21 protein-coding genes are annotated in these 24,045 nt (G+C 67.2%); 12 read left to right on the top strand and 9 right to left on the bottom strand.

Annotated features, from left to right (window positions below):
* Window positions 1–37: 37 nt before the first annotated feature.
* The 6 genes from smc to AC5P7A_RS02495 all read right to left on the bottom strand — a co-directional run bounded on the left by smc (window position 38) and on the right by AC5P7A_RS02495 (window position 6,196).
* Window positions 38–3,541 carry a chromosome segregation protein SMC gene (smc, locus tag AC5P7A_RS02520; protein ID WP_481452804.1) on the bottom strand — a complete coding sequence of 1,168 codons (3,504 nt, stop codon included), beginning with the start codon at window positions 3,539–3,541 and terminating at the stop codon, window positions 38–40.
* A 259-nt stretch (window positions 3,542–3,800) separates the two neighbouring features.
* Window positions 3,801–4,250: a 50S ribosomal protein L9 gene (gene rplI / locus AC5P7A_RS02515; protein ID WP_014647660.1), complete on the bottom strand. Its 450-nt coding sequence runs from the start codon at window positions 4,248–4,250 to the stop codon at window positions 3,801–3,803.
* Window positions 4,251–4,355: 105 nt separating this feature from the next.
* Window positions 4,356–4,586, bottom strand: coding sequence for a 30S ribosomal protein S18 (gene rpsR / locus AC5P7A_RS02510; RefSeq protein WP_002804494.1), 231 nt, complete (start codon window positions 4,584–4,586; stop codon window positions 4,356–4,358).
* An 11-nt stretch (window positions 4,587–4,597) separates the two neighbouring features.
* Window positions 4,598–5,035 carry a 30S ribosomal protein S6 gene (rpsF, locus tag AC5P7A_RS02505; protein ID WP_006452997.1) on the bottom strand — a complete coding sequence of 146 codons (438 nt, stop codon included), beginning with the start codon at window positions 5,033–5,035 and terminating at the stop codon, window positions 4,598–4,600.
* Between the two features lie 185 nt (window positions 5,036–5,220).
* A complete protein-coding gene (locus tag AC5P7A_RS02500; protein ID WP_049442463.1) occupies window positions 5,221–5,763 on the bottom strand; it encodes a CbrC family protein in 543 nt (180 codons plus the stop codon).
* Window positions 5,764–5,857: 94 nt separating this feature from the next.
* Window positions 5,858–6,196 carry a HesB/IscA family protein gene (locus AC5P7A_RS02495; protein ID WP_046431542.1) on the bottom strand — a complete coding sequence of 113 codons (339 nt, stop codon included), beginning with the start codon at window positions 6,194–6,196 and terminating at the stop codon, window positions 5,858–5,860.
* Window positions 6,197–6,324: 128 nt separating this feature from the next.
* Between AC5P7A_RS02495 and asnS the strand changes: the two genes are divergently transcribed.
* The 12 genes from asnS to AC5P7A_RS02435 all read left to right on the top strand — a co-directional run bounded on the left by asnS (window position 6,325) and on the right by AC5P7A_RS02435 (window position 16,833).
* The gene (asnS, locus tag AC5P7A_RS02490; protein ID WP_111207034.1) at window positions 6,325–7,719 is read left to right on the top strand and encodes an asparagine--tRNA ligase; all 1,395 of its coding nucleotides are present in this window, start codon (window positions 6,325–6,327) and stop codon (window positions 7,717–7,719) included.
* Window positions 7,720–7,749: 30 nt separating this feature from the next.
* Window positions 7,750–8,049 carry a hypothetical protein gene (locus AC5P7A_RS02485; RefSeq protein ID WP_005410232.1) on the top strand — a complete coding sequence of 100 codons (300 nt, stop codon included), beginning with the start codon at window positions 7,750–7,752 and terminating at the stop codon, window positions 8,047–8,049.
* A gap of 7 nt (window positions 8,050–8,056) precedes the next feature.
* Window positions 8,057–8,371, top strand: a complete 315-nt coding sequence (locus AC5P7A_RS02480; RefSeq protein WP_006453002.1) for a hypothetical protein — start codon at window positions 8,057–8,059, stop codon at window positions 8,369–8,371.
* A gap of 7 nt (window positions 8,372–8,378) precedes the next feature.
* Window positions 8,379–9,017: an FMN-binding negative transcriptional regulator gene (locus AC5P7A_RS02475; protein WP_197606236.1), complete on the top strand. Its 639-nt coding sequence runs from the start codon at window positions 8,379–8,381 to the stop codon at window positions 9,015–9,017.
* 72 nt (window positions 9,018–9,089) lie between these two features.
* Complete coding sequence (gene can, locus AC5P7A_RS02470; RefSeq protein WP_010480460.1) at window positions 9,090–9,752, top strand: carbonate dehydratase; 663 nt, start codon at window positions 9,090–9,092, stop codon at window positions 9,750–9,752.
* Window positions 9,753–9,771: 19 nt separating this feature from the next.
* The gene (locus AC5P7A_RS02465) at window positions 9,772–10,293 is read left to right on the top strand and encodes a 3-hydroxyanthranilate 3,4-dioxygenase (RefSeq protein WP_049442510.1); all 522 of its coding nucleotides are present in this window, start codon (window positions 9,772–9,774) and stop codon (window positions 10,291–10,293) included.
* A 170-nt stretch (window positions 10,294–10,463) separates the two neighbouring features.
* Entirely contained in the window at window positions 10,464–11,738 is a 1,275-nt protein-coding gene (kynU, locus tag AC5P7A_RS02460) for a kynureninase (RefSeq protein WP_014647667.1), read from the top strand.
* Window positions 11,739–11,769: 31 nt separating this feature from the next.
* Window positions 11,770–13,137: an FAD-dependent oxidoreductase gene (locus AC5P7A_RS02455; RefSeq protein WP_014647668.1), complete on the top strand. Its 1,368-nt coding sequence runs from the start codon at window positions 11,770–11,772 to the stop codon at window positions 13,135–13,137.
* Complete coding sequence (gene sbcB, locus AC5P7A_RS02450; protein ID WP_164077092.1) at window positions 13,137–14,576, top strand: exodeoxyribonuclease I; 1,440 nt, start codon at window positions 13,137–13,139, stop codon at window positions 14,574–14,576. The genes AC5P7A_RS02455 and sbcB overlap by 1 nt, the downstream gene beginning before the upstream one ends.
* Entirely contained in the window at window positions 14,573–15,259 is a 687-nt protein-coding gene (locus AC5P7A_RS02445; RefSeq protein ID WP_032962055.1) for a DUF2461 domain-containing protein, read from the top strand. Before sbcB ends, AC5P7A_RS02445 begins: the two co-directional genes overlap by 4 nt.
* A complete protein-coding gene (locus tag AC5P7A_RS02440) occupies window positions 15,259–16,239 on the top strand; it encodes an aldo/keto reductase (RefSeq protein WP_014647671.1) in 981 nt (326 codons plus the stop codon). Before AC5P7A_RS02445 ends, AC5P7A_RS02440 begins: the two co-directional genes overlap by 1 nt.
* A 42-nt stretch (window positions 16,240–16,281) precedes the next feature.
* Window positions 16,282–16,833 (top strand): DUF2939 domain-containing protein, encoded by a 552-nt coding sequence (locus AC5P7A_RS02435; protein ID WP_495219854.1) that lies wholly within the window; start codon window positions 16,282–16,284, stop codon window positions 16,831–16,833.
* Between the two features lie 171 nt (window positions 16,834–17,004).
* Here the strand turns inward: AC5P7A_RS02435 and AC5P7A_RS02430 are convergent, their stop codons facing one another.
* The 3 genes from AC5P7A_RS02430 to AC5P7A_RS02420 form a co-directional block, all read right to left on the bottom strand.
* Complete coding sequence (locus AC5P7A_RS02430; protein ID WP_005410242.1) at window positions 17,005–17,949, bottom strand: 5'-nucleotidase; 945 nt, start codon at window positions 17,947–17,949, stop codon at window positions 17,005–17,007.
* Window positions 17,950–17,996: 47 nt separating this feature from the next.
* Window positions 17,997–18,770, bottom strand: coding sequence for an NAD kinase (locus AC5P7A_RS02425; RefSeq protein WP_032962058.1), 774 nt, complete (start codon window positions 18,768–18,770; stop codon window positions 17,997–17,999).
* 281 nt (window positions 18,771–19,051) lie between these two features.
* Window positions 19,052–24,028, bottom strand: a complete 4,977-nt coding sequence (locus AC5P7A_RS02420) for an NAD-glutamate dehydrogenase (protein WP_046431556.1) — start codon at window positions 24,026–24,028, stop codon at window positions 19,052–19,054.
* Window positions 24,029–24,045: the final 17 nt, after the last annotated feature.

Below are 24,045 nucleotides of genomic sequence, written 5' to 3'. Positions count from 1 at the left end.
TCTCCGGCTAGTTCATTCAGGTAACTAGGATGGCACGTCAGGCCGCGCCCGCCAATCGCGCGGCTTCTTCCAGGTCCACGCTGACCAGGCGGCTGACGCCCGGTTCGCGCATGGTCACGCCCGAGAGCTGGTGCGCGGCCTCCATCGTCGCCTTGTTGTGGCTGACGAACAGGAACTGCACCTTCTCGCTCATTTCCTTGACCATGTTGGCCAGCCGGCCGACGTTGGCTTCGTCCAGCGGCGCGTCCACCTCGTCCAGCAGGCAGAATGGCGCGGGGTTCAGCTGGAAGATGGCGAACACCAGCGCCACTGCCGTCATCGCCTTCTCGCCGCCGGACAGCAGCGAGATGCTGGACACGCGCTTGCCCGGCGGGCGCGCCATGATGGTCACACCGGTGTCGAGCAGGTCTTCACCGGTCAGCTCCAGGTAGGCGTGGCCGCCACCGAACAGGCGCGGGTACAGCGCCTGCACGCCAGCATTGACGCGGTCGAAGGTGTCCTTGAAACGGCCGCGGGTCTCGCGGTCGATCTTGCGGATGGCATCCTCGAGGGTTTCCAGCGCCGTAGTCAGGTCGGTGTGCTGCGAATCCAGGTAATCCGAGCGCTGCGAAGCCTCGCCGTACTCGTGGATGGCCGCAAGGTTGACCGGCTCCAGCCGGCGCATGCGTGCGTCGATCTGATGCACGGCCTGCTCCCAGTCGCCCAGGCGCGCATCCTCGGGTAGTGCGTTGAGCACGTCCTGCAGCACGAAACCGGCCTTCTCCACCGCGCCCTGCAGGGTGTCCGCGCTCAGCACCAGCGCCTGCTGGTCCAGCTTGCGCTGCGAAATACGCTCGCGCTGGGCCAGCGCCTGTTCGTCACGCTGGTGACGGGTCTGCTCGTAATTGCGCAGCTCGGCGTCGATGCCGTCCAGCAACGTACGCGCTTCGGTCAGCACGCGATCGGCGCGCACGCGCTCTTCCAGCGCGTTCTGGTGTTCGGCCTGCAGCGCTTCGACCGGCGAATCACCTTCGTCCAGCTGTGAATGCAGCTCGCCCAGCCGCGAATCCAGCTGCCCGCGCTGGGTGCCCATGCGCTCCAGCGCCTGGCTCAACGAGGCCAGCTGCGCACGTTGCGATTCCAGGGTCAGGGCCAGCGAATGCGAGCGCTCGCGCACTGCACGGGCAGCATCGCGGGCCAGGTCGCGCGCCTCGGTCAGCTGGCGGCGCTCGCCCTCCAGCCGCTGCCGGGTCGACTCCAGATCACCCATGCTGCTGACCGCGTTCTCCAACCGCGAGCGCGCTTCGCGCGCCTGCGCGTTGTTGGCTTCAATCGTTTCCTGCAGTTGCTTCAGCTCGCCTTCGATGCGGTCGATGCGCGTGCGTGCAGCCTCTACCTTGCCCTGCTGACCCTGCAGCTGGCCAGCCAGCTCGGACACCGCGCGATGGGCCTGGTACAGCGCACGCTGCGCGTCTTCGCGCTGCTGTTCAGCCGCCTGCAACTGCTCGCGGAAACCGGCCAGCTGTTCTTCCAGCTCGGCCTCGCGGTCCTGCAGCTGCTCGATCTGCTCGCGCAGCTCGTTGATCTCGCGTTCGCGCAGCAGAGCACCCTGCTGGGCTGCACCGGAGCGCGACACGCGCAGCCAGCCCTGGCCCAGGCGCTCGCCGCTCTGGGTGATGATCGAATCGCCTTCCGGAAGGCTGGCCTGCAGGGCCTTCGCCTCGGACAGGTCGCGGGCACCATGCAGGTGCGCCAGCAGGCGACGGATCGCCGCCGGGCCACGCACGCGTGCGGCCAGCGACGTCGGTGCAGCCTTGACCTCGGCATCCGCGCTGGCGACCAGCGCAATGTGGCCGTCGCCGAGTTCGCCGAGGGCGTTGACCAGGCTGCCCGGGTCATCGACCAGCACGCCTTCGATCAGCTGGCCGAGCGCACTTTCCACCGCGTTTTCCCAACCGGCATCGACGTCCAGGCGTTCGCCGACACGTGCCGCCGAATCCAGCCCGCGCGCCTTCAGCCACGCGACGGCCGCGCCCTGCTCCTGGCCCAGCGCGGCCTGCTGCAGGGTTTCCAGCGAGGCCAGGCGACCGCGCAGGCCGTTGGCCTGCTTGCGCAGTTCGGCCAGTTCGTTCTGGCCATTGCGCTGCTGTTCCTGCACGGCCGCCACGCCCTGCTTGCGCAGCTCGACGTCTTCGCTCAGTTCATCCAGCGCGGCCTTCTGCGTGTCGTGCTGCAGGTGCAGCTGCTCGAAGGCTTCTTCCAGCGCGTCCACGTCCAGCCCGGCGCGCTCGGCGGCCAGGGCCACGCGACGCCGGTCGGCGTCGAGGATCTGCTTGTCCAGGTAGTCCACGCGCGTGCGCTCGACATCACCGGCGCGCGACGCCTCCGAACTCTGCGAGGTGTGCTGCTCCCAGCGCTGCTGCCAACTGGCCAGCCGGTCTTCGGCCTCGCGCAGGCTTTCCTGCTTGATCTCGTTCTCTTCCTGCAGCGCTTCCAGCTGCGGGGTGGCGGCCTCCACTGCCTCGCGCAGCACCCTCAGTTTGGCCTCGTCGCCGCTGATGTGCTGGCCCAGTTCGGCCAGGGCCTGCTGGGTTTCATCGCGCGCCTTGTGCAGGCGCTGCGACAGCTCGCGCTGGTGCTGGATCTGCTGTTCCAGGCGCGCCAGCGTGCTGCCGACCTGGTAGACCGCGGCCTGCGCGGTGTTGAGCGCGTCGGCGGCCTCTTCGCGCCGCGCGCGCGAGGTCTCGATGCGGGCCTCGGCATCACGCTGGTCGGCGATCAGCTGCTGCAGCTTGGTCTCTTCCTGCGACAGGCCTTCGCGCAGCTTCGACAGGCGACCGTCGAGACCACGGAATTCCAGCGCCTTCCACTCGGCATCCTTGACCCGGCGCTCTTCCTGCAGGGCCTGGTACTGCTCGGCCTGCCTGGCCTGGCGCTTGAGGTGTTCGAGCTGCTTGCTGATCTCGTCGCGCAGGTCGCCCAGCCGGTCCAGGTTCTCGCGGGTGTGGCGGATGCGGGTCTCGGTCTCCTTGCGGCGCTCCTTGTACTTGGAGATGCCGGCTGCCTCTTCCAGGTACACGCGCAGGTCTTCCGGGCGCGCCTCGATGATCTGGCTGATCATGCCCTGCTCGATGATCGAGTAGCTGCGCGGGCCCAGGCCGGTGCCGAGGAACAGGTCGGTGATGTCGCGACGGCGGCACTTGGTGCCGTTGAGGTAATAGTTGCTGGTGCCGTCGCGGCTGACCGTGCGCTTGACCGAGATTTCGTTGAACGAGGCGTATTCGCCGGAGATCGTGTGGTCGGAGTTGTCGAAGATCAGCTCGACGGTAGCCTGCGAGACCGGCTTGCGGGCATTGGACCCGGAGAAGATCACGTCGGTCAGCGAGTCGCCACGCAGGCGGCTGGCCGAACTCTCGCCCATGACCCAGCGCACGGCATCGATGATGTTCGACTTGCCGCAGCCATTGGGGCCCACCACGCCGGTCATGTTGGTCGGCAGGTGCAGGGTGGTCGGATCGACGAACGACTTGAAGCCGGACAGCTTGATCGTGGAAAGACGCATAGGGGTTCCGGACTGGGGCCGGCAAGCGGCCTGCGTTTACCCTCCAAGTCATTGATCCTACTGGGATCGATGCCCGTGGAACGGGTGTGACGCCCTGAGTATACCGATGTGGCCGTGTTCTACGAATGGGCGTGGAACATTGTCCAGCCCCACCCCGTCGGCCGGACGTGGCCGCACGCCACGAAACGGAGCCATAAAACAAAACGGGCACCCTTGCGGGCGCCCGTTCTGCGGTGATGCCAGGCCTTGCGGCGTGGGATCAGGCTTCGGCGACGACGACGACCTTGACGGTGGTCTCGACGTCGGCGTGCAGGTGGATCAGCACGTCGTACTCGCCGATGTTGCGGAAGGCGCCTTCGCCCAGGATGACTTCGCTCTTGCTGACCGGCAGGCCGGCAGCGGTGAAGGCATCGGCGATTTCGCGGGCGCCGACCGAGCCGTACAGCTTGCCTTCGGTCGAAGCGTTGGCCGGGATGGTCACGCTCGCGCCGTCCAGCTTGGCCTTGCGGGCGTCAGCGTCGGCGTGGATGGCCTGGGCCTTGGCTTCGTATTCGGCGCGCTTGGCTTCGAACTCGGCCTTGTTGCTCTCGGTGGCCGGAACGGCCTTGCCCTGCGGCACGAGGAAGTTACGGCCGTAGCCCGGCTTCACGTCGACCAGGTCGCCCAGGTTGCCCAGGTTGGTGACTTTCTGCAGGAGGATCAGCTGCATGGTATTGCTCCAGATGAGTTATTCGTTAGCGAGGCGATGCCCCGCAACAAAGGCTGTCCGAATAGCTGGCACAGCGGGGGCGGCACCGGGCCGCCCCGCCGGGCATCAGACGTCGTGGTTGTCGGTGTACGGGATCAGGGCCAGGAAGCGAGCGCGCTTGACGGCGGTCGCCAGCTGGCGCTGGTACTTCGACTTGGTACCGGTGACGCGGCTCGGCACGATCTTGCCGTTCTCGGTCAGGTACTGGCGCAGGGTGTTGAGATCCTTGTAGTCGATCTCCTTCACACCTTCAGCCGTGAACTTGCAGAACTTGCGGCGACGGAAGAACTTGGACATGGGAAGGCTCCTTAGGCGGCGGAAGCGGCGTCGTCGCCGGCTTCGTTGTCAGCGGTGGTGGTGGACTCGCCTTCTTCGTCGTCACGACGACGGCGCTCACCGCGCTCCGGCTTGTCACCCTTCTCGTCCTTGCTCTTCATGATCAGCGACTGCTCGGTGTCAGCCTCGTCACGCTTGATGACCAGGTTGCGCAGAACGGCGTCGTTGAAGCGGAAGCTTTCGGTCAGTTCGTTCAGAACGGCCTGGTCGGCTTCGATGTTCATCAGCACGTAGTGGGCCTTCACCAGGTTCTGGATCGGGTACGCCAGCTGGCGGCGGCCCCAGTCTTCCAGACGGTGGATGGTGCCGTTGCCGTTCTCGACCAGCGACTTGTAGCGCTCGATCATGGCCGGGACCTGCTCGCTCTGGTCCGGGTGGACCATGAACACGATTTCGTAATGACGACTCATGTTTTTTCTACCTTTCGGATGTGGCCTTGCGGCCGGACAGCCCCCCGCCGTTGAGACCGCGGTGGGGCAAGGATTCCCGCCGGGGAGGCAGGAAGCCGCGCATTATGCGGCAAGCGGCGCCACCGGGCAACCGGGCGCAAACCGGGCAACCTGAACGGGAGCGCCGGCCCATGTCCGGCACGTGCTCATTCCAGATCGACGTGAAGACGATGCTGGCCGCATTCCAGGCATTGGAACAGGCAGCCGACCATCATCCCGTCCCGGCTCAGATGCTCCAGCACCCAGTCGGCGTCGCGCGGATTGACCGCCGCCACGTCCGGCCGGACCTGGTCGAGGATCGGCAGCAGATCGTCGCTGCCGGCGTAGCCGAGGAAGGCGCAGGGCCGTTCGCAATGGCTCAACCAGACCGATTGCTGCCAGGAGGAGTAGCCCGGGGTGCGCTCGCAGACCTCCAGCAGCAGCTCACGGGCGATGGTCGGCGGCGGATCAGCCGGATCCGGGGATACCCCCTCGATATCGCTCCAGCCGGTGAACTCCCCCTCGTAACTGGCCGCAGCCCTGCCATCGGCGATACACCAGGGGCACAGGTAATCCGGGCGCAGGCGGGTATAGAACGGTCCGCGATAGCGCAGCGCGCGCGCCTGGCCGCAGCAGTCGCAGATCCCCTCGACCTCTTCGAAGGAGAGGTCGTAGGCGTTGGGGTGATAGGTGAAAAGCGGTCGTTCCATCCGTGGGGTCCCTGCCGAGCCCAGCGTGCCGACCAAGGTCGGCGCCCACCAGAGCACGCCTGGTCAGCGCCGGGCCATGCCCGGTGGCCGGCCCTCAGGCCTTGTCGGCGTCGGTGGTGAAGCTCTCGCCGCAGCCACACTCGGCGGTGGCGTTCGGGTTGCTGAACGTGAAGGTCTCGCTCAGGCCATGCTTGCCGAAGTCGATCACGGTGCCGTCCACCAGCGCCAGGCTCTTGGCGTCGACGTAGATCTTCACGCCCTCCTGCTCGAACACCGTGTCGCCCTCGCGCTCTTCGCGGGCCAGGTCGGTCACGTGACCCCAGCCGGAGCAGCCGGTCTTGGTCACGCCGAAACGCAGGCCCAGCGCGCCGGGGGTCTGGGCGACGAAGCGCTGCACGCGCTCGAAGGCAATGGGGGTCAGGCTGACGGCCATGGGGCTACTCCAGAGGTACGGGGACATTATAAGGAGCCGTTGCCACGAAAAATGCCTCGCAAGCAGAACGCTGCAACCGGTAAACTCCCGTGTTCACAGATCGAGTCGATCAGCAGAGGATTCAAGTCATGACGGTGGTCAGCGTTGAACATGCGCTTGCCGGGAAGATCCCGGAAGGCGGCGAAGTCACGGTACGCGGATGGGTGCGCACGGTGCGCGGTTCAGCGAATCTGGCCTTCGTGAATGTGAGCGACGGCTCCTGCTTCGCCCCGATCCAGGTCGTGGCCGGCGACAGCCTGGCCAACTTCGATGAGATCAAGCGCCTGACCAGCGGCTGCTCGGTCATCGCCACCGGCACGCTGGTGAAGTCGCAGGGCAAGGGCCAGTCGTTCGAGATCCAGGCCAGCACGCTGGACGTGGTCGGCTGGGTCGAAGACCCGCTCACCTACCCGATCCAGCCCAAGCCGATGTCGCCGGAGTTCCTGCGCGAAGTGGCGCACCTGCGTCCGCGCACCAACCTGTTCGGCGCGGTCACCCGCATCCGCAACTGCCTGGCCCAGGCCGTGCACCGCTTCTTCCACGAGAACGGCTTCAACTGGATCAGCACCCCGATCATCACCACCTCCGACGCCGAAGGCGCCGGGCAGATGTTCCGTGTGTCCACCCTGGACATGGTGAACCTGCCGCGTGACGAGAAGGGCGCGATCGATTTCAGCCGCGACTTCTTCGGCAAGGAAACCTTCCTGACCGTGTCCGGCCAGCTGAACGTCGAGGCTTACTGCCTGGCGCTGAGCAAGGTCTACACCTTCGGCCCGACCTTCCGCGCCGAGAACAGCCACACCACCCGCCACCTGGCGGAGTTCTGGATGATCGAGCCGGAAATCGCCTTCGCCGACCTGGCCGAAGACGCGCGCCTGGCCGAAGAGTTCCTGAAGTACCTGTTCCGCGCAGTGCTGAACGAACGCAGCGACGACCTGGCCTTCATTGCCGAGCGCGTGGACAAGAACGCGATCACCAAGCTGGAAGACTTCATCAACGCACCGTTCGAGCGCATCGACTACACCGACGCGGTCAGCCTGCTGCAGAAGTCCGGCAGGAAGTTCGACTTCCCGGTCGAATGGGGCCTGGACCTGCAGACCGAGCACGAGCGCTGGCTGACCGAGGAACACGTCGGCCGCCCGGTGGTGGTGACCAACTATCCGGAGCACATCAAGGCCTTCTACATGCGCCTGAACGACGACGGCAAGACCGTTGCCGCGATGGACGTGCTGGCCCCGGGCATCGGCGAGATCATCGGCGGCAGCCAGCGCGAAGAGCGCCTGGACGTGCTGGACGCGCGCATGGCCCAGTTCGGCCTGGATCGCGAGCACTACAGCTGGTACCGCGATTTCCGCCGCTATGGTTCGGTGCCGCACGCCGGCTTCGGCCTGGGCTTCGAACGCCTGGTGGTGTACGTCTGCGGGCTGTCCAACATCCGCGATGCGATCCCGTACCCGCGCGCGCCGGGCAGCGCGGACTTCTAAGCCCCACACGACCACGGAGGTACCGCCCCCATGACCCTGTTCTTCGCCCTCTGTTTCGTCGGCGTTGCAGTGGCCGGGTTCAGTGCCTTCGTGATCTTCTGGCCGCTGACCCTGGTGCACGTGCGCGACCGCCATCCGGCGCTCGCCGCGCGCTTCGGCAGCGGCGCCTTCCTCAAGCCCGATGCCCTGGCCTGGCTGCTGCGACGCGACTATCGGCAGCAACCGGACCGCTCGCTGTCCGGGCTGGCGACACCGGCCTGGGTATCGCTGCTGACCCTGCTGGCCGGACTGGGCATGGCCGCCCTGCTCTGGCTGGCCTCGCTCTGGTAATACGCTCATGAATGACATCACCGCCTCGCGCGACAGCTGGTGGCTGGCCAGCCTCGGCAACACCCTCATCTGGGCGCGCCTGCGCGTTCGCCCGGCCGGCACTGCCGAAGTGCTCGACAGCGATGGCAACACGCTGAGCTACGACAGCGAAGACACCGCCCGTTCGCAGTTGTTCGACGCCGAGTTCGTCGAGTACGACGGCCTGGACGAGGAGGACGCACTGGTGCGCGGCTTCAGCCTGCACGAAGTGCAGCCGCCGCAGGCCGACAGCGACGAGGGCCTGCGTGGCCGCATGATCCAGTCACTCGGCGGGCGCGCCTGACCCCTGCATGTTCACCCCGCGCGCCTTCGCCGAGACCGACCTGCACTGGCTGGACCGCCTGCTGGCGCGCGACCCGTTCGTTACCGTGCTCACCCCCGGCAGCGATGGCCTGCCGGAGCTGACCCGGATGCCGGTGCTGTACCGGCGTGACGGCGACCAGATCGAACTGCGCGGCCACTGGGCCCGCGCCAACCCGCAGTCGCGCCACAGCGGCGCGGCCAAGGTGCTGGTCGATGGACCGCACGGTTACGTCTCCGCCAGCTGGTATCCGGACAAGGAGCCCGCCGCGCGGGTACCCACCTGGAACTACGCTGCTGCCGAGCTGCGTGGCCAGCTGCAGACCTTCGACGATGCCGGTGCGCTGGCGGAGCTGGTCGGCGCGATCAGCGACCGCTTCGAAGCCAGTGTCGGCCAGGCCTGGCAGTTCGATGCCACGCGTGCCGAACATGGCCCGGAGCTGCGCGCCATCATCGGCTTCCGTTTCCAGGTCGAACATGTGCAGATGAAGCTCAAGCTGAGCCAGAACCATCCCGACGCCAACCAGCGTGCGGTGATCGCCGAACTGGAACAGCTGGGCACCCCCTCTTCCACCGAGTTGGCGCAGTGGATGCGCTGGCACCGCGAACAGGCCGCCCGCAGCGACTGAACGCCGCAGATTCCCGCGACGACGCAGCCGGACGGCTGCGGCGCTCCCCCACCCCACGCCAGGGACCCGAACATGAAAGACATCCACAAGCTGCTGCAGAACAACCGCGACTGGGCCGACCGGATCGAGAAGGAAGACCCCGAGTTCTTCCACCAGCTGGCCAAGCAGCAGCACCCGGAATACCTGTGGATCGGCTGCTCCGATTCGCGCGTGCCGGCCAACCAGATCATCGGCATGGCCCCGGGCGAAGTGTTCGTGCACCGCAACGTCGCCAACGTGGTCGCGCACACCGACCTGAACTGCCTGAGCGTGGTGCAGTACGCGGTGGACCAGCTGAAGGTGAAGCACATCCTGATCGTTGGCCACTACGGCTGCGGCGGTGTGCATGCCTGCCTGCACAACACCCGCGTCGGCCTGGCCGACAACTGGCTGCGCCACGTCGGTGACGTGATGCAGAAGCACACTGGCATCCTCGATGCGATCGAGACCGATGAGCTCAAGCACGCGCGCCTGTGCGAACTGAACGTGATCGAGCAGGTGGCCAACCTGTGCCGCTCGACCATCGTGCAGGATGCGTGGGCCCGCGGCCAGAAGCTGATGGTGCATGGCTGGGTCTACAGCCTGAAGGACGGACGCGTGCGCGAGATGGGCATCGACGTCGGTTCGCAGGAAGAGCTGCAGCCTGCATATGAAAAGGCCCTGTCCTACATCCCGCGCAAGGGCAAGCGCGACTGATCCCTTACGGATGACCATCATGCTCGCTTCGCCGATCAACCTGCACGCCTGGATCGAAGAGAACCGCCACCTGCTGAAGCCGCCGGTGGGCAACAAGATGATCGACAACGGCGATTTCATCGTGATGGTGGTCGGCGGGCCGAATTCGCGCACCGACTATCACTACGACGAAGGCCCCGAGTGGTTCTACCAGCTCGAAGGCGAGATGGTGCTGAAGGTGCAGGAAGACGGCGCGGTGCGCGACATCCCGATCCGCGCCGGCGAGATCTTCCTGCTGCCGGCAAAGGTTCCGCACTCGCCGCGCCGCCCGCCCGGTGGCATCGGCCTGGTGGTCGAGCGCAAGCGCCTGCCGCACGAGATGGACGGCGTGATCTGGCACTGCGAGCGCTGCAACCACAAGCTGCACGAAGAGTTCTTCCCGCTGCAGAACATCGAGACCGACCTGCCCAAGGTGTTTGCGCGCTACCACGCCAGCCTGGAGCTGCGTACCTGCAGCCAGTGCGGGCACGTGGATCCGCTGCCGGCGCCGGCGGTGGGCTGAACGGTCGCCGGGCATGGCCCTTGTAGAGCCGAGCCCATGCTCGGCTGCCGGGCCGCGAAGCCGAGCATGGGCTCGGCTCTACAGTTCAACCGGCGCGCAGGCGTTCAGGGCGTCGGTCCCACCATCCCAAGCGCTACACTGGCGGTCCCGTTGCAGCCTGTTGCCCGACCATGTCCGACCTGCTCAGCCGCACCCACGCCATCGCCCTGGACGCCGCCGATCCGCTGCGCCCGCTGCGCAGTGAATTCCTGATTCCGCGCCATGAGGGCGGCGAGCAGACCTACTTCGTGGGCAACTCGCTGGGCCTGCAGCCGCGCGGCGCGCAGGCAGCGGTGCAGGAAGTGATGAAGCAGTGGGGCGAACTGGCGGTGGAAGGCCACTTCACCGGCCCGACGCAATGGCTGTCCTACCACCGCCTGGTGAGCGCGCAGCTGGCCCGCGTGGTTGGCGCGCTGCCCAGCGAAGTGGTGGCGATGAACACGCTGAGCGTAAACCTGCATCTGATGATGGTCAGCTTCTACCGGCCGACCACGCAGCGCCCGGTGATCCTGATGGAAGCCGGCGCGTTCCCGACCGATCGCCACGCAGTGGAAGCCCAGATCCGCTTCCATGGCTTCGACCCGGCCGAGTGCCTGGTGGAAGTGCAGCCGGACGAAGCCAACGGCACGATTTCACTGAACGCCATCGAGCGCGCCATGACCGAACACGGCCCGCGCCTGGCGCTGGTGCTGTGGCCTGGCGTGCAGTACCGCACCGGCCAGGCCTTCGACCTCGATGCGATCACCCGCGCCGCCCGCCTGCAGGGCGCACGCATCGGCTTCGACCTGGCGCACTCGGTCGGCAACCTGCCGCTGCGCCTGCATGACGTGGCCCCCGATTTCGCCGTGTGGTGCCATTACAAGTACCTCAACAGCGGCCCGGGCGCAGTGGCTGGCGCCTTCGTGCACGAGCGCCACCACCGCGATACCACCCTGCCGCGCTTTGCTGGCTGGTGGGGCCATGAGGAAGCCACCCGTTTCCAGATGGCGCCGCAGTTCACCCCGGCCATCGGCGCCGAGGGTTGGCAGCTGAGCAATCCACCGATCCTCGGCCTGGCACCGCTGCGTGCCTCGCTGGACCTGTTCGAGCGCGCCGGCATGGAGGCGCTGCGCAGCAAATCGCTGGCGCTCACCGGCATGCTCGAAGCGCTGGTGCGCGCACGCCTGCCGCAGGTGCTGGACATCATCACCCCGGCCGATCCGCAGCGCCGCGGCTGCCAGTTGTCGCTGCGCGTGATCGGTGGCCGCGAGCGTGGCCGCGCACTGTTCGAGCACCTGCGCGGCATCGGTGTGCTCGGCGACTGGCGCGAACCCGACGTGATCCGCATCTCGCCCACCCCGCTCTACAACCGCTACCTGGACGTGCACCACTTCGTCGAGGAAGTGGAAGCCTGGGCCGGCCTTTGAGCCGGTCCCTCCCCTGCTGCTGGACAGTTCGTTGATCGCACATGCTTCCCGCTCGTTGAGCATTATCGGTGCCGGCCTGGCCGGGTCCCTGCTGGCCATCCTGCTGTCGCGGCAAGGCTGGCGCATCACCCTGTACGAACGCCGCGGTGATCCGCGCGTGGCTGATTACGAGAGTGGCCGCTCGATCAACCTGGCATTGGCCGAGCGTGGGCGCAATGCGCTGCGCCAGGCGGGTGTGGAGGACGAAGTGATGGCACGCGCGGTGATGATGCGCGGCCGCATGGTGCACCCCCGCGACGGCGAACCGCAGCTGCAGCGCTATGGCCGTGATGACAGCGAAGTGATCTGGTCGATCCACCGCAGCGATCTGAACACCACGTTGCTGGAACTGGCCGAGCAGGCCGGCGCCACCGTGCACTTCCATCGGCGCCTGCACACCGTTGATTTCGACGCCGGTTACGCGCGTTTCATCGATGACCGCGACGACAGCCCGCACGACATCCGCTTCGACACCCTGATCGGTGCCGACGGCGCCGGTTCGGCCCTGCGCGCAGCGATGAACCGCCGTGCCCCGCTGGGCGAGGACATCGCCTTCCTCGACCACTCCTACAAGGAGCTGGAGATCCCTCCGGCCGCCGACGGCAGCTTCCGCATCGAGCGCAATGCGCTGCACATCTGGCCACGCGGCCATTACATGTGCATCGCCCTGCCCAACCACGAAGGCACCTTCACCGTCACCCTGTTCCTTCCCAACCAGGGCGATCCCAGCTTCGCCACGGTCAACACCGGCGCGCAGGCCGAGGCGCTGTTCGCGCGGGAGTTCGCCGACACCCTGCCGTTGATCCCGAACCTGCGCGCGGACTGGGAACAGCACCCGCCGGGGCTGCTCGGCACGCTCACCCTGGAGCGCTGGCACCAGCACGGTCGCGCCGTACTGATCGGCGATGCCGCGCATGCGATGGTGCCGTTCCACGGCCAAGGCATGAACTGCGCGTTCGAGGACTGCGTTGCGCTGGCCCGCCACCTGATGGAAGCGGATGACCTGGAAGGCGCGTTCGCCGCGTTCGAAGCCGAGCGCAAGCCGAATGCACGTGCCATCCAGCAGATGGCGCTGGAGAACTACCTGGAGATGCGCGACCGTGTCGCCGATCCTGCGTTCCTGCTGCAGCGCGAACTGGAGCAGGAACTGCAGCGGCGCTGGCCGACCCGCTTCGTGCCGCACTACACGATGGTCACCTTCCTGCACACACCGTACGCCGAGGCGCTGCGCCGCACCGAACTGCAACGCGACATGCTGGTGGCCGCCACCACCGGTCACGATTCACTGGACAACATCGACTGGGCCGCGCTGGAAGCGCAGATCCACGCGCAGCTGCCGGTCCTGGAGGGCGCGCACTGATGGCCGACAGCTTCCTGTTCTACGACCTGGAAACCTTCGGCCAGGACCCGCGGCGCACGCGCATCTCGCAGTACGCCGCGATCCGTACCGATGCCGACCTCAACGAGATCGATACGCCGGTCAGCTTCTTCGTGCGCCCGGCCGATGACCTGCTGCCCTCGCCGATGGCCACCCTGGTTACCGGCATCACCCCGCAGCAGGCCCTGGCCGAGGGCATCAGCGAGGCCGAGGCCTTCGACCGCATCAACGAACAGCTGTCGCGCCCCGGCACCTGCGCGCTGGGCTATAACACGCTGCGCTTTGACGATGAATTCGTCCGCTACGGGCTGTTCCGCAATTTCCACGACCCGTACGAGCGCGAGTGGCGCAACGGCAATTCGCGCTGGGACCTGCTGGACATGCTGCGCCTGATGCGCGCGATGCGTCCGGACGGCATCAAGTGGCCGCTGCGCGAGGACGGCGCCACCTCGTTCAAGCTCGAGCACCTGGCCGAGGCCAACAACGTGCGCGAGGGCGATGCGCACGAAGCGCTGTCCGACGTACGTGCCACCATCGGCATGGCACGCCTGTTCAAGCAGTCGCAGCCGCGCCTGTGGGAGTACGCGCTGAAGCTGCGTGACAAGCGCTTCGTCGGCGGCCTGCTGGACGTGGCCGCGATGAAGCCGGTACTGCACATTTCCATGCGCTACCCGGCCAGTCGCCTGTGCGCGGCGCCAGTACTGCCGCTGGCCGTGCACCCCACCATCAACAACCGGGTGATCGTGTTCGACCTGGAAGGCGAGATCGACGACCTGCTGGAACTGCCGGCCGAGGTGATCGCACAGCGCCTTTACCTGCGCGCCAGCGAGCTGCCCGAAGGCGTGGCGCGGGTGCCGCTGAAGGAAGTGCATCTGAACAAGGTGCCAGCGCTGATCGCCTGGAACCACCTGCGCGCCGATGACCACGCGCGCCTCGGCCTGGACGTGGCCGCGATCGAGGCCAAGGTGGAACGGCTGCGCGCGTTCGCCCCGCAGCTGGCCGAGAAGGCGCGCCAGGTCTACAACCAGCCCCGCGTCGCCACCGTGGCCGACGTCGATGCCTCGCTGTACGACGGTTTCCTCGGCAACGGCGACAAACCGCTGCTTGCGCTGGCACGCACCACCGCGCCCGAGCAGCTGGCCGCGCTGGAAGGCCGTTTCCGCGACCCGCGCCTGCCGGAGCTGCTGTTCCGCTACCGCGCGCGCAACCACCCCGACAGCCTCGCGCCGGCGGAACGCCAGCGCTGGCAGGATTACCGCCGCCAGCGCCTGCTCGGCGACGGCGGGCTGGGCGAACTCAACCTGCCCCAGTACCGGCAGCAGCTCGATGCACTGGCCGCCGAAGCGCCCGACGATGCGCGGCGCCAGGCCCTGCTGCAATCGCTGCGCGACTGGGGCCAGCACCTGCAGGAGACACTGTGAGCACCTACTTCTCGGACGCCAGTTTCAGGTTCCTGCGCAGCCTGGCGCGGCACAACGACAAGGCCTGGTTCAACGACCACCGCCAGCAGTATGAAGACCACGTACGGCAGCCGTTCCTGCGCCTGCTGGGCGACCTGCAACCGGCCCTGGCCGAGGTCAGCGAACACTTCCGTGCCGATACGCGCGGCGTCGGCGGCTCGCTGTTCCGCATCCACCGCGACGCGCGCTTCTCCAACGACAAGTCACCGTACAAGACCTGGCAGGGCGCACGCCTGTTCCATGAGCGCCGCCGTGAAGTAGCCGCGCCTTCGTTCTACGTGCACCTGCAGCCGGGCGAGAGCTTCGTCGGTGCCGGCCTGTGGCATCCGGAACCGGAAACCCAGCGCCGCGTGCGCCACTTCATCCTCGACAACCCGGGCAGCTGGAAGGCCGCCGCGCACGCACCGGGCCTGCGCAAGCGCTTCGATTTCGAGGAGAGCGAAAAGCTGGTGCGTCCGCCGCGTGGCTTCCCCGCCGACTTCGAGTTCATCGACGACCTCAAGCACCGCAACTGGGTGATGTGGCGCTCGCTGGACGACGCCACCATGACCGGTCCGCGCCTGCTGTCCACGCTGGGCAAGGATCTGGCCGCGCTCGGCCCGTTCGTCGACTACCTGTGCGCGGCGCTGGACCTGGAATTCTGATGCCATTGGCACAGCAACGCCGCACGCTGGGCCGCACCGGCCTGGCGGTTTCGCCGGTGGGCCTGGGCTGTTCCGGCTTCTGGGGGCATCGCCGATTCCCGGAACAATCGGCCGCGAACGTGGTCGAGCATGCACTGGCACAGGGCGTGAACCTGTTGGACACCGGCCACAACTACTCCGGTTTCCACGCCGAGCCGCGGCTGGGCCGCATCCTGCGCCCGTTGCTGAAACAATACCCGCGCGACGCGCTGGTGATTTCCAGCAAAGGCGGCACGCTGACCGGCCAGGCCGGCGTCAGCGGCGCCGAGCAACGCAATTTCTCCCCGGCAGCCATCATCGCCAGCTGCGAGGCTTCGCTGCGCAATCTCGGCCTGGATCACCTGGACATCTACCAGTTGCATGGCGCCAGCGAGCACGACATCAACGACGACCTGCTGGCCGCGCTGCAGCGCCTGCGCGAACGCGGGTTGATCCGGCACACCGGCATCAACACCCACTCGGCCTCGACCCTGCGCTGGATGATCGCCCATCCCGACGCCTTCGATGTGGTGCTGCTGGACTACAACGCCCTGCAGCAGGACCGCGAACCGCTGATCGACCAGTTGCAGGCGGTGGGCATCGGCGTGCTGGCCGGGACCGTGCTGGCGCAGGGCCACCTGCTGCCCGCCCGCCCGCGCCTGCCACGGCTGGCCGATGGCTGGTACCTGGCGCGCGCCTGGCTGAAGCCCAGCAGCCGCCAGCTGATGCGCAGTGCCCGCCAGATGCGCCGGGCAGTGGCCGCGATCCGCAGCCAACGCCCGGCCCAGACCGCCTTCGCCTATGCGCTGGGCCATCCCGGCGTGGCCAGCGGCATCCTTGGCACCACCCGCACCCGCAGCCTCGACGAGGTGCTGGCGACGCGGCTGGAAGCGCTGACCCCGGCCGAACGGCAACAGCTGGTCGATGCCTTCGGTGACGGCCGTGGCTCGCCCAGTCATTGAGTCTTCACCCGGCACTGCCGCCATTGCGGCAGTCTGGTCGGCATGAAGAAACTCACCGCACTCAGTGTGCTGCTGGTCCTGGCCGTCGCCGCCTGGTGGTTCGGCGGCCCCTACATGACCGTCAATGGCCTGTCCAGGGCCATCGAGCAGCGCGACACCGCCCGACTGGAGCGTTACGTCGACTTCCCGCGCGTGCGCAGCAGCCTGCGTGCGCAGCTCAACGACTACCTGGTGCGCCAGGCCGGCCCCGACGTGGCATCCAGCCCGTTCGGCGCCCTGCTCTATGGGCTGGGCGACCAGCTTGGCGGTGCCGCAGTGGAGACCATGGTGACCCCGACCGGGATCGGCGCGATGCTGCAGGGCCTCGTGCTGTGGAAGCGTGGCCGCAATGAACTGCAGGGCGGCGATGCCTTCGGTGCGACCGAACCGGCGCGGCCGCTGAAGCATGCCGAGCATCATTTCGAGGCACTGGACCGATTCGTGATCGACGTCGATCGCGGCCCCGGCCAGCCACCGTTGAAGGTGGTGCTGGAGCCGCAGGGCCTGCGCTGGAAGGTGGTGGACCTGCAGCTGGGAATGTCGGGCAGCCCTTGATCGGACCCGTGGCCTGACGGCAGCGCCAACCAAGGTTGGCAACTACCGGGGCATGTGGCTCTGGTAGATGCCCACCTTGGTGGGCATCTCGCTGTGGTAGATGCCCACCTTGGTGGGCATGGGTCCTAGGCAGTGCCAACCAACGGTTGGCACCTACCGGTCGAGTCCGCCCTACCCCTCGTTGGCGACGCCGTGCGGCACGTGGCCGGCGGCCACATGCTCGCGGGCGCTGTCGATGTTGTGCTGCGAATCGTCGAAGAAGATGTCGGCACCGAAGGCCTGCAGGAACGGGCCCTTGTGACGGCCGCCCAGGAACAGTGCCTCGTCCAGGCGCACGCCCCACTCGCGCAGGGTGCGGATCACCCGCTCATGCGCCGGTGCCGAACGCGCGGTGACGAGCGCGGTACGGATCGGCGCGCTCTCGCCGGCCGGGAACACTTCCTGCAGCGTATGCAGGGCCGACAGGAAGCCACGGAAGGGACCGCCGCTGAGCGGCTCGCGCGCGCGCTCGCGCTCGTGGCGGCCAAACGCTTCCACGCCCTGCTCGCGCGAGATGCGCTCGCTCTCGTCACCGAAGATCACCGCGTCACCATCGAAGGCGATGCGCAGCTGGCCGGCCGGGCGACCAGTATCGATCTGGTCGGCGGCTGCCGCAGCGGTCTCGCCCGGCGGCTTGGGCAGGATGGTTGCCGCCGCGATGCCATGACGCAGCGCGCTGCGCACCGATTCGGGGTTGGCCGACAGGAACAGGTCGGTACCGAACGGCTTCACGTACGGCCAGGTCGGCTCGCCGGCGGTGAAGGTCGCGCGGATGATGCCCAGCCCATAGTGCTGGATCGAATTGAAGATGCGCAGGCCGGTATCGGCCGAGTTGCGCGACAGCAGGATCACCTCGACCCGCGGGTTCTCCGGGCTGGCGCCCTGGTTCAGCGCCAGCAGCTTGCGCACCACCGGGAAGGCCACGCCGGGGCCGAGGATATCGTCCTCGTGCTGGCGCTGGAATTCGGCGTAGGCCGCCACGCCATCACTTTCGAACAGCGCATGGCTTTCCTCGAGGTCGAACAGCGCGCGCGAGGTCACCGCGACGGTCAGCAAGCGGGGGGAGTTGTCGCCCATCGGTGGGGGTCCTTCAAGCGGTCGGCGGGGCCGGCCGCCCATTGTCCTCAAAAAACGAACTGTTCGCTCAGGATCCTGTCTTCCAGGTTGTGCTCCGGGTCGAACAGCAGGGTCACGCGGCGGTCCTTCGACTCGCGGATGGTCACCTCGACCACGTCGCGGGTCTCGTGCGAATCCGCCGTGACGCTGACCGGGCGCTTGTACGGATCGAGCACGCGGAAGCGCACCTCGGTATCGGCCTTGAGGATCGCCCCGCGCCAGCGACGCGGCCGGTACGGGGCCAACGGCGTCAGCGCGATGGTGTGCGAGCCCAGCGGCAATACCGGGCCATGCGCGGAATAGTTGTAGGCGGTGCTGCCCGCCGGGGTGGCCACCAGCACGCCGTCACCGATCAGCTCGGCCACGCGTTCCTGGCCGTTGAGGTCGATGCCGATATGCGCGGCCTGCCGGGTCTGGCGCAGCAGCGAGACATCGTTGTAGGCCAGCGAACCGGTACTGGTGCCCGACTCGGTCAGCGCCACCATTTCCAGCGGGCGCAGGTTGGCCGGTTCGGCACGCGCAATGCGGGCCTGCACGTCGTCGTCGCCGCGGTACTGGTTCATCAGGAAGCCGACGGTGCCCAGCTTCATGCCGAACACCGGCTTGCCCAGGTGCCCATGCCGATGCAGGGTCTGCAGCATGAAGCCGTCGCCCCCCAGCGGACACAGCACGTCGGCCTGCTCCGGCGCGTGATCGCCATAACGCGAGACCATCGCGGCGCGGGCCATCTGTGCAGGTTCGGTGGCGCTGGCCAGGAAAGCGATGCGGGGGGTGTCGCTCATCGGTGGATCCGGGTGGGTGTGCCAGCAAGAGCATACCCGGTAGTGCCGGCCGCTGGCCGGCAGCTGCACCCGATTGTGGTCCATGCGGTTGCCGGCCAGCGGCCGGCACTACCCGGCAATGCAGAACGGGCCCGCTTTCGCGGGGCCGTTCCTCCAACTGCTGCAGATCAGGAGCCCCCCTGAGTCAGGGGGGCGCGCCAACGGCGCGGGGGTCTGGGAGCATGGTTGGCATGGGGCCCACGGTTTGCAGGGCAAACCGTGGGGCGTCAGCGCGAATGCGCTTACGCACCATGCGCGGCCAGCTGACCCAGGCGCTGCACCGCGACCGAAACGGTCGGGTAGTCCAGGGTCTTCTGCTCGGCCAGTTCGGCCAGCATCGCCAGGGTGAAGCGCAGGCTGCTGTCGTCGCGACCCATCCAGGCCGCCACCTTTGCTTCGGCACTGCTGCCCTTGGTACCCAGCACCTGGCCCGCCAGATTGCGGTGGTTGGCGGCCAGCTCGTCACGCAGCACGCCACGTGCCACCGCGTGCCAACGGCCATTGACCTCCAGCGCATCGACCTGCTCGAACAGCCACGGCAGCTGCAGGGCATCGCCCAGGCGGAAGTGGACCTTGGACACGTCCACCGGCTTCAGCTTGCGGGTACGGGCCAGTTCGATGATGTCGAACGCCGGCTCCAGGAAGTGCAGTTCGGCCAGCTGCTGCGCCAGCGCGGACGGCAGGCCCTTTTCCTTCCACTCGGCCACCAGGGCTTCGTAGGTCGGACGCTGCGAATCCGGCAGCACACCCGAGGCAACGCGGATGTCGTTGAACGGGCCCTGGTAGCGGTTGACCGCTTCGGTGATGCCGGGCATCGCGCCGGGGCGCGACAGCAGCCAGCGCACGAACGAGCGCTGCAGCTTCCAGATCACTTCCAGGGCGTCGATCTGCACCGACTCCGGCACCTTGCCGTCGAGGGCATCGATCTGCGCCCACAGCGCGCGTGCATCCAGCGTTTCACGGCTGATGGTGTAGGCCTTGGCGACCTCGGCGATGGAACGGCCGGTGTCTTCCTGCATGCGCATCAGGAAGGTGGCGCCCATGCGGTTGATGGTCTGGTTGGTCACGGCCGTGGCGATGATTTCGCGCTTCAGGCGGTGACGCTCCATTGCGTCGGCATACTTCTTCTGCAGCGGGGTCGGGAAGTAGCGCTGCAGTTCCTTGGACAGGTACGGATCTTCCGGGATGTCCGAATCCAGCAGCTGGGCGAACGCCACCAGCTTGGAGTAGGACAGCAGCACCGACAGCTCCGGACGGGTCAGGCCCTGGCCGCGCGCCTTGCGCTGCGAGAGCTCGGCATCGGACGGCAGGAACTCGATCTGGCGATCAAGCAGGCCCTGCTGTTCCAGGGTACGGATGAAGTGCTGCTTGGAACCCAGGCGCTTGACCGCCATCCGCTCCATCAGGCTCAGCGCCTGGTTCTGGCGGTAGTTGTCGTTGAGCACCAGCTCGGCGACTTCATCGGTCATCGAGGCCAGCAGCTTGTTGCGCTGCTCGACGGTCAGCTTCTTGGCCCGCACCACATCGTTGAGCAGGATCTTGATGTTGACTTCATGGTCGGAGGTGTCGACACCGGCCGAGTTGTCGATGAAGTCGGTGTTGAGCAGCACGCCGGCCTGCGCGGCTTCGATGCGGCCCAGCTGGGTCATGCCCAGGTTGCCGCCCTCGCCCACCACCTTGCAGCGCAGCTCGCCACCGTTCACGCGCAGCGCGTTGTTGGCACGGTCGCCGACATCGCTGTGCTGCTCGCTGGCGGCCTTGACGTAGGTACCGATGCCGCCGTTCCACAGCAGGTCGACCGGTGCCTTCAGGATCGCGCTCATCAGCTCGTTCGGCGACAGCGCCTTGACGTTCTCGTCCAGGCCCAGCGCTTCACGCACCTGCGGGGTGATCTCGATCGACTTCAGGCTGCGCGGGTACACGCCGCCGCCCTTGCTGATCAGCTTGGCATCGTAGTCCGCCCAGCTCGAACGCGGCACGGTGAACAGGCGCTCACGTTCGACGAACGTGGTGGCCGCGTCCGGGTTCGGGTCCAGGAAGATGTGGCGGTGATCGAACGCAGCCACCAGGCGGATGTGGCGCGACAGCAGCATGCCGTTGCCGAACACGTCGCCGGACATGTCGCCGACGCCGACCGCAGTGAAGTCCTGGCTCTGGCTGTCACGGCCCAGCGCACGGAAGTGGCGTTTGACCGACTCCCACGCACCGCGTGCGGTGATGCCCATGCCCTTGTGGTCATAACCGACCGAACCACCGGAGGCGAACGCATCGCCCATCCAGAAGCCGTGCGCGATGGCCAAGCCGTTGGCGATGTCGGAGAAGGTCGCAGTGCCCTTGTCGGCGGCCACCACCAGGTACGGATCGTCCATGTCGTGGCGCACGACATCCACCGGCGGCACGATCTTGTTGTTGACGATGTTGTCGGTGATGTCCAGCAGGCCCTGGATGAACAGCTTGTAGCAGGCCACGCCGTTGGCGAAGATCGCATCACGGTCGCCGTTCACCGGCGGGGTCTTGGCGAAGAAGCCGCCCTTCGCGCCGACCGGCACGATGACGGTGTTCTTGACCATCTGTGCCTTGACCAGGCCCAGCACTTCGGTACGGAAGTCTTCGCGACGGTCCGACCAGCGCAGGCCACCACGGGCGACCGCGCCGAAGCGCAGGTGGGTACCTTCCACGCGCGGGCCGTAGACGAAGATCTCGCGGTACGGGCGCGGCTTCGGCAGGTCCGGCACCAGCGCCGAATCGAACTTGAAGCTGATGACATGGCCGTGCTGGCCGTTGGCATCGGTCTGGTAGTAGCTGGTACGCAGGGTCGCGTCGATCACGCCCATGAACGAGCGCAGGATGCGGTCCTCGTCCAGGCTGGACACACGGTCCATCAGCTTCAGCAGCGCATCGCGCGCGGCCTGCATCTGCGCGTCGCGGTCACCCTTGCGGGCGTCGACCACGGTCTTGAGCACCTTCAAGGTGGCATCGTCACCGGCAGCCAGCACGTCGAAGTGGGCCTTCAGCTGGGCCTGGCCGGCGGCGATGTCGTCCTTGCTCTCGTGGCCGGTGGCCGGATCGAAGCGGGCTTCGAACAGCTCGACCAGCAGGCGGGCCAGCAGCGGGTAGCGCGCGAAGGTGCCTTCCACGTAGGCCTGGGAGAACGGCACGCCGGTCTGCAGCAGGTACTTGCAGTAGCCGCGCAGCATGGCCACCTGGCGCCAGTGCAGGCCGGCAGCCAGCACCAGGCGGTTGAAGCCGTCGTTCTCGGCATCGCCGTGCCAGACGCGGGCGAAGGTCTCGCCGAAGGCTTCATCGACACTGGCGGCATCGATCGCGCCGGCGGTCGACTCGACCTCGAAGTCCTGCACGTACACCGGGGCGTTGTCGACCGACAGGCGGTACGGACGCTCGGCGATCACGCGCAGGCCCATGTTTTCCATCATCGGCAGCGCGTCCGACAGCGGAATGTCGTCCAGCTGGCGATACAGCTTCAGGCGCAGGCCATCACCGCTTTCGCGCGGCACGGCCTGCAGGCTCAGGCGCAGGTCGTCCGGGCCGGTCAGGGCGTCGAGCTGGCTGACATCGTTGGCGGCAACCGCGGTGCTGTTGTCTTCGATGTAGCCGGCCGGCAGCGCCTTGCCGATACGGGCGGCGATGCGCAGGCCTTCGGTCTCGCCGTGGCGGGCCACCAGCGCTTCGCGCAGGTCGTCCTGCCAGTTGCGCAGCACCTGGGCCAGCTTCTGCTCCAGTTCGGCGGTATCGACGTCGAGCATCTCACCCGGCTTCGGGCGCACGATCAGGTGCACCTGGGCCAGCGGCGATTCGCCCAGCACCACCGAGCTGTCGACGTACTCGCCGTGCAGCGCGTCCTTCAGCATCGCTTCGATGCGCAGGCGCACGTCGGTGTTGAAGCGCTCACGCGGCAGGTAGACCAGCGCGGAGATGAAACGGCTGTACTTGTCGCGGCGCAGGAACAGGCGGCTGCGCACGCGCTCCTGCAGGCCCAGCACGCCCATCGCGGTGCGGAACAGTTCGTCCTCGCTGGACTGGAACAGTTCTTCGCGCGGCAGGGTTTCCAGGATGTGGCGCAGGGCCTTGCCACTGTGGCTGGCCGGGGCCAGGCCCGACTGCTTCATCACGTGCTCGTGGCGCTGGCGCACCAGCGGGATTTCCCACGGGCGGCGGTTGTAGGCGCTGGAGGTGAACAGGCCGAGGAAGCGCTGCTCGCCGATGATCTTGCCCTTGGCGTCGAATTCCAGCACGCCGATGTAATCCATGTAGCCAGCGCGATGCACGCGCGAACGGGCATTGGTCTTGGTCAGGATCAGCGCATCCTTCAGACCGGACGTGGTGTTCAGGCCCTGCGCGGCCAGGGTCTTGACCGGACGGGCGGCGGACTTGTCCTTGCCGCGCATCAGGCCCAGGCCGGTGTCGTTCAGCGGCGCCAGCACCTCTTCCTTGCCCTGCTTCTCGACGCGGTATTCGCGGTAGCCGAAGAAGGTGAAGTGGTTGTCGGCGGCCCAGCGCAGGAACTCCTGTGCTTCCTTGCGCGATGCGTCGTCGACCGGCAGCTGGCGGCTGCCGAGGTCGTCGGCCAGCGCCAGTGCCTTGTCCTTCATCGGCTGCCAGTCGCGCACGATCGCACGCACTTCGTCCAGCGCCTTGTTGATGGCCTGTTCGATGGCAGCCATGGCGTCGGCCGGCTGGCGGTCGATCTCCAGCAGCATCACCGACTCGGCATCGCCCTCGCCGACCTTGACCAGCTTGCCGGCCTTGTCGCGGGTGAAGCGCAGCACCGGGTGGCCCAGCACGTGGACACCCACGCCCTGCTCGGCCAGCGACATGGTGACGGTATCCACCAGGAACGGCATGTCGTCGTTGACGATCTGCAGCACGGTGTGCGGCGATTCCCAACCGTTGGCCTTCGCAGTCGGATTGAACACGCGGACGTTGGCCTTGCCGGCCTTGCGGGCACGGGCGAATTCCAGCGTCTCAGCCGCGAGCGCGGCCCACTCTTCAGCGCTGTGGTGCGGGAACTCGTCCGATTCCATGCGCTTGTAGAAGTCAGTGGCGAAGGCCACCGCTTCGGCCTGTGCGGCCGCGGGGTAGCGCTTGCGCAAGGCCGTGTACACCGGCTCCAGGGAGAAACCAGCGGTCACTGCGACCTCCGACTCTGCTGGTTTCGTCTTGTTTTTCACGGTCTTGGCTGCGGTTTTTTGCGGTTTCATGGCAGAGCGATGCGCTT

This window comes from Stenotrophomonas sp. YJH_SMC_65 (genome assembly GCF_059369475.1).
This window is presented reverse-complemented; position numbering and strand designations above follow the sequence as displayed.

Excerpts from the sequence above, each read along its gene's own strand:
- sbcB (WP_164077092.1), top strand. The coding sequence starts at position 13,137 with ATGGCCGACAGCTTCCTGTTCTACGACCTGGAAACCTTCGGCCAGGAC.
- asnS (WP_111207034.1), top strand. The coding sequence starts at position 6,325 with ATGACGGTGGTCAGCGTTGAACATGCGCTTGCCGGGAAGATCCCGGAA.
- AC5P7A_RS02435 (WP_495219854.1), top strand. The coding sequence starts at position 16,282 with ATGAAGAAACTCACCGCACTCAGTGTGCTGCTGGTCCTGGCCGTCGCC.
- rpsF (WP_006452997.1), bottom strand. The coding sequence starts at position 5,035 with ATGAGTCGTCATTACGAAATCGTGTTCATGGTCCACCCGGACCAGAGC.
- can (WP_010480460.1), top strand. The coding sequence starts at position 9,090 with ATGAAAGACATCCACAAGCTGCTGCAGAACAACCGCGACTGGGCCGAC.
- AC5P7A_RS02425 (WP_032962058.1), bottom strand. The coding sequence starts at position 18,770 with ATGAGCGACACCCCCCGCATCGCTTTCCTGGCCAGCGCCACCGAACCT.
- AC5P7A_RS02495 (WP_046431542.1), bottom strand. The coding sequence starts at position 6,196 with ATGGCCGTCAGCCTGACCCCCATTGCCTTCGAGCGCGTGCAGCGCTTC.
- rplI (WP_014647660.1), bottom strand. The coding sequence starts at position 4,250 with ATGCAGCTGATCCTCCTGCAGAAAGTCACCAACCTGGGCAACCTGGGC.
- AC5P7A_RS02440 (WP_014647671.1), top strand. The coding sequence starts at position 15,259 with ATGCCATTGGCACAGCAACGCCGCACGCTGGGCCGCACCGGCCTGGCG.
- smc (WP_481452804.1), bottom strand. The coding sequence starts at position 3,541 with ATGCGTCTTTCCACGATCAAGCTGTCCGGCTTCAAGTCGTTCGTCGAT.
- AC5P7A_RS02485 (WP_005410232.1), top strand. The coding sequence starts at position 7,750 with ATGACCCTGTTCTTCGCCCTCTGTTTCGTCGGCGTTGCAGTGGCCGGG.
- AC5P7A_RS02430 (WP_005410242.1), bottom strand. The coding sequence starts at position 17,949 with ATGGGCGACAACTCCCCCCGCTTGCTGACCGTCGCGGTGACCTCGCGC.
- AC5P7A_RS02420 (WP_046431556.1), bottom strand. The coding sequence starts at position 24,028 with ATGAAACCGCAAAAAACCGCAGCCAAGACCGTGAAAAACAAGACGAAA.
- kynU (WP_014647667.1), top strand. The coding sequence starts at position 10,464 with ATGTCCGACCTGCTCAGCCGCACCCACGCCATCGCCCTGGACGCCGCC.
- AC5P7A_RS02465 (WP_049442510.1), top strand. The coding sequence starts at position 9,772 with ATGCTCGCTTCGCCGATCAACCTGCACGCCTGGATCGAAGAGAACCGC.
- AC5P7A_RS02480 (WP_006453002.1), top strand. The coding sequence starts at position 8,057 with ATGAATGACATCACCGCCTCGCGCGACAGCTGGTGGCTGGCCAGCCTC.
- AC5P7A_RS02475 (WP_197606236.1), top strand. The coding sequence starts at position 8,379 with ATGTTCACCCCGCGCGCCTTCGCCGAGACCGACCTGCACTGGCTGGAC.
- rpsR (WP_002804494.1), bottom strand. The coding sequence starts at position 4,586 with ATGTCCAAGTTCTTCCGTCGCCGCAAGTTCTGCAAGTTCACGGCTGAA.
- AC5P7A_RS02500 (WP_049442463.1), bottom strand. The coding sequence starts at position 5,763 with ATGGAACGACCGCTTTTCACCTATCACCCCAACGCCTACGACCTCTCC.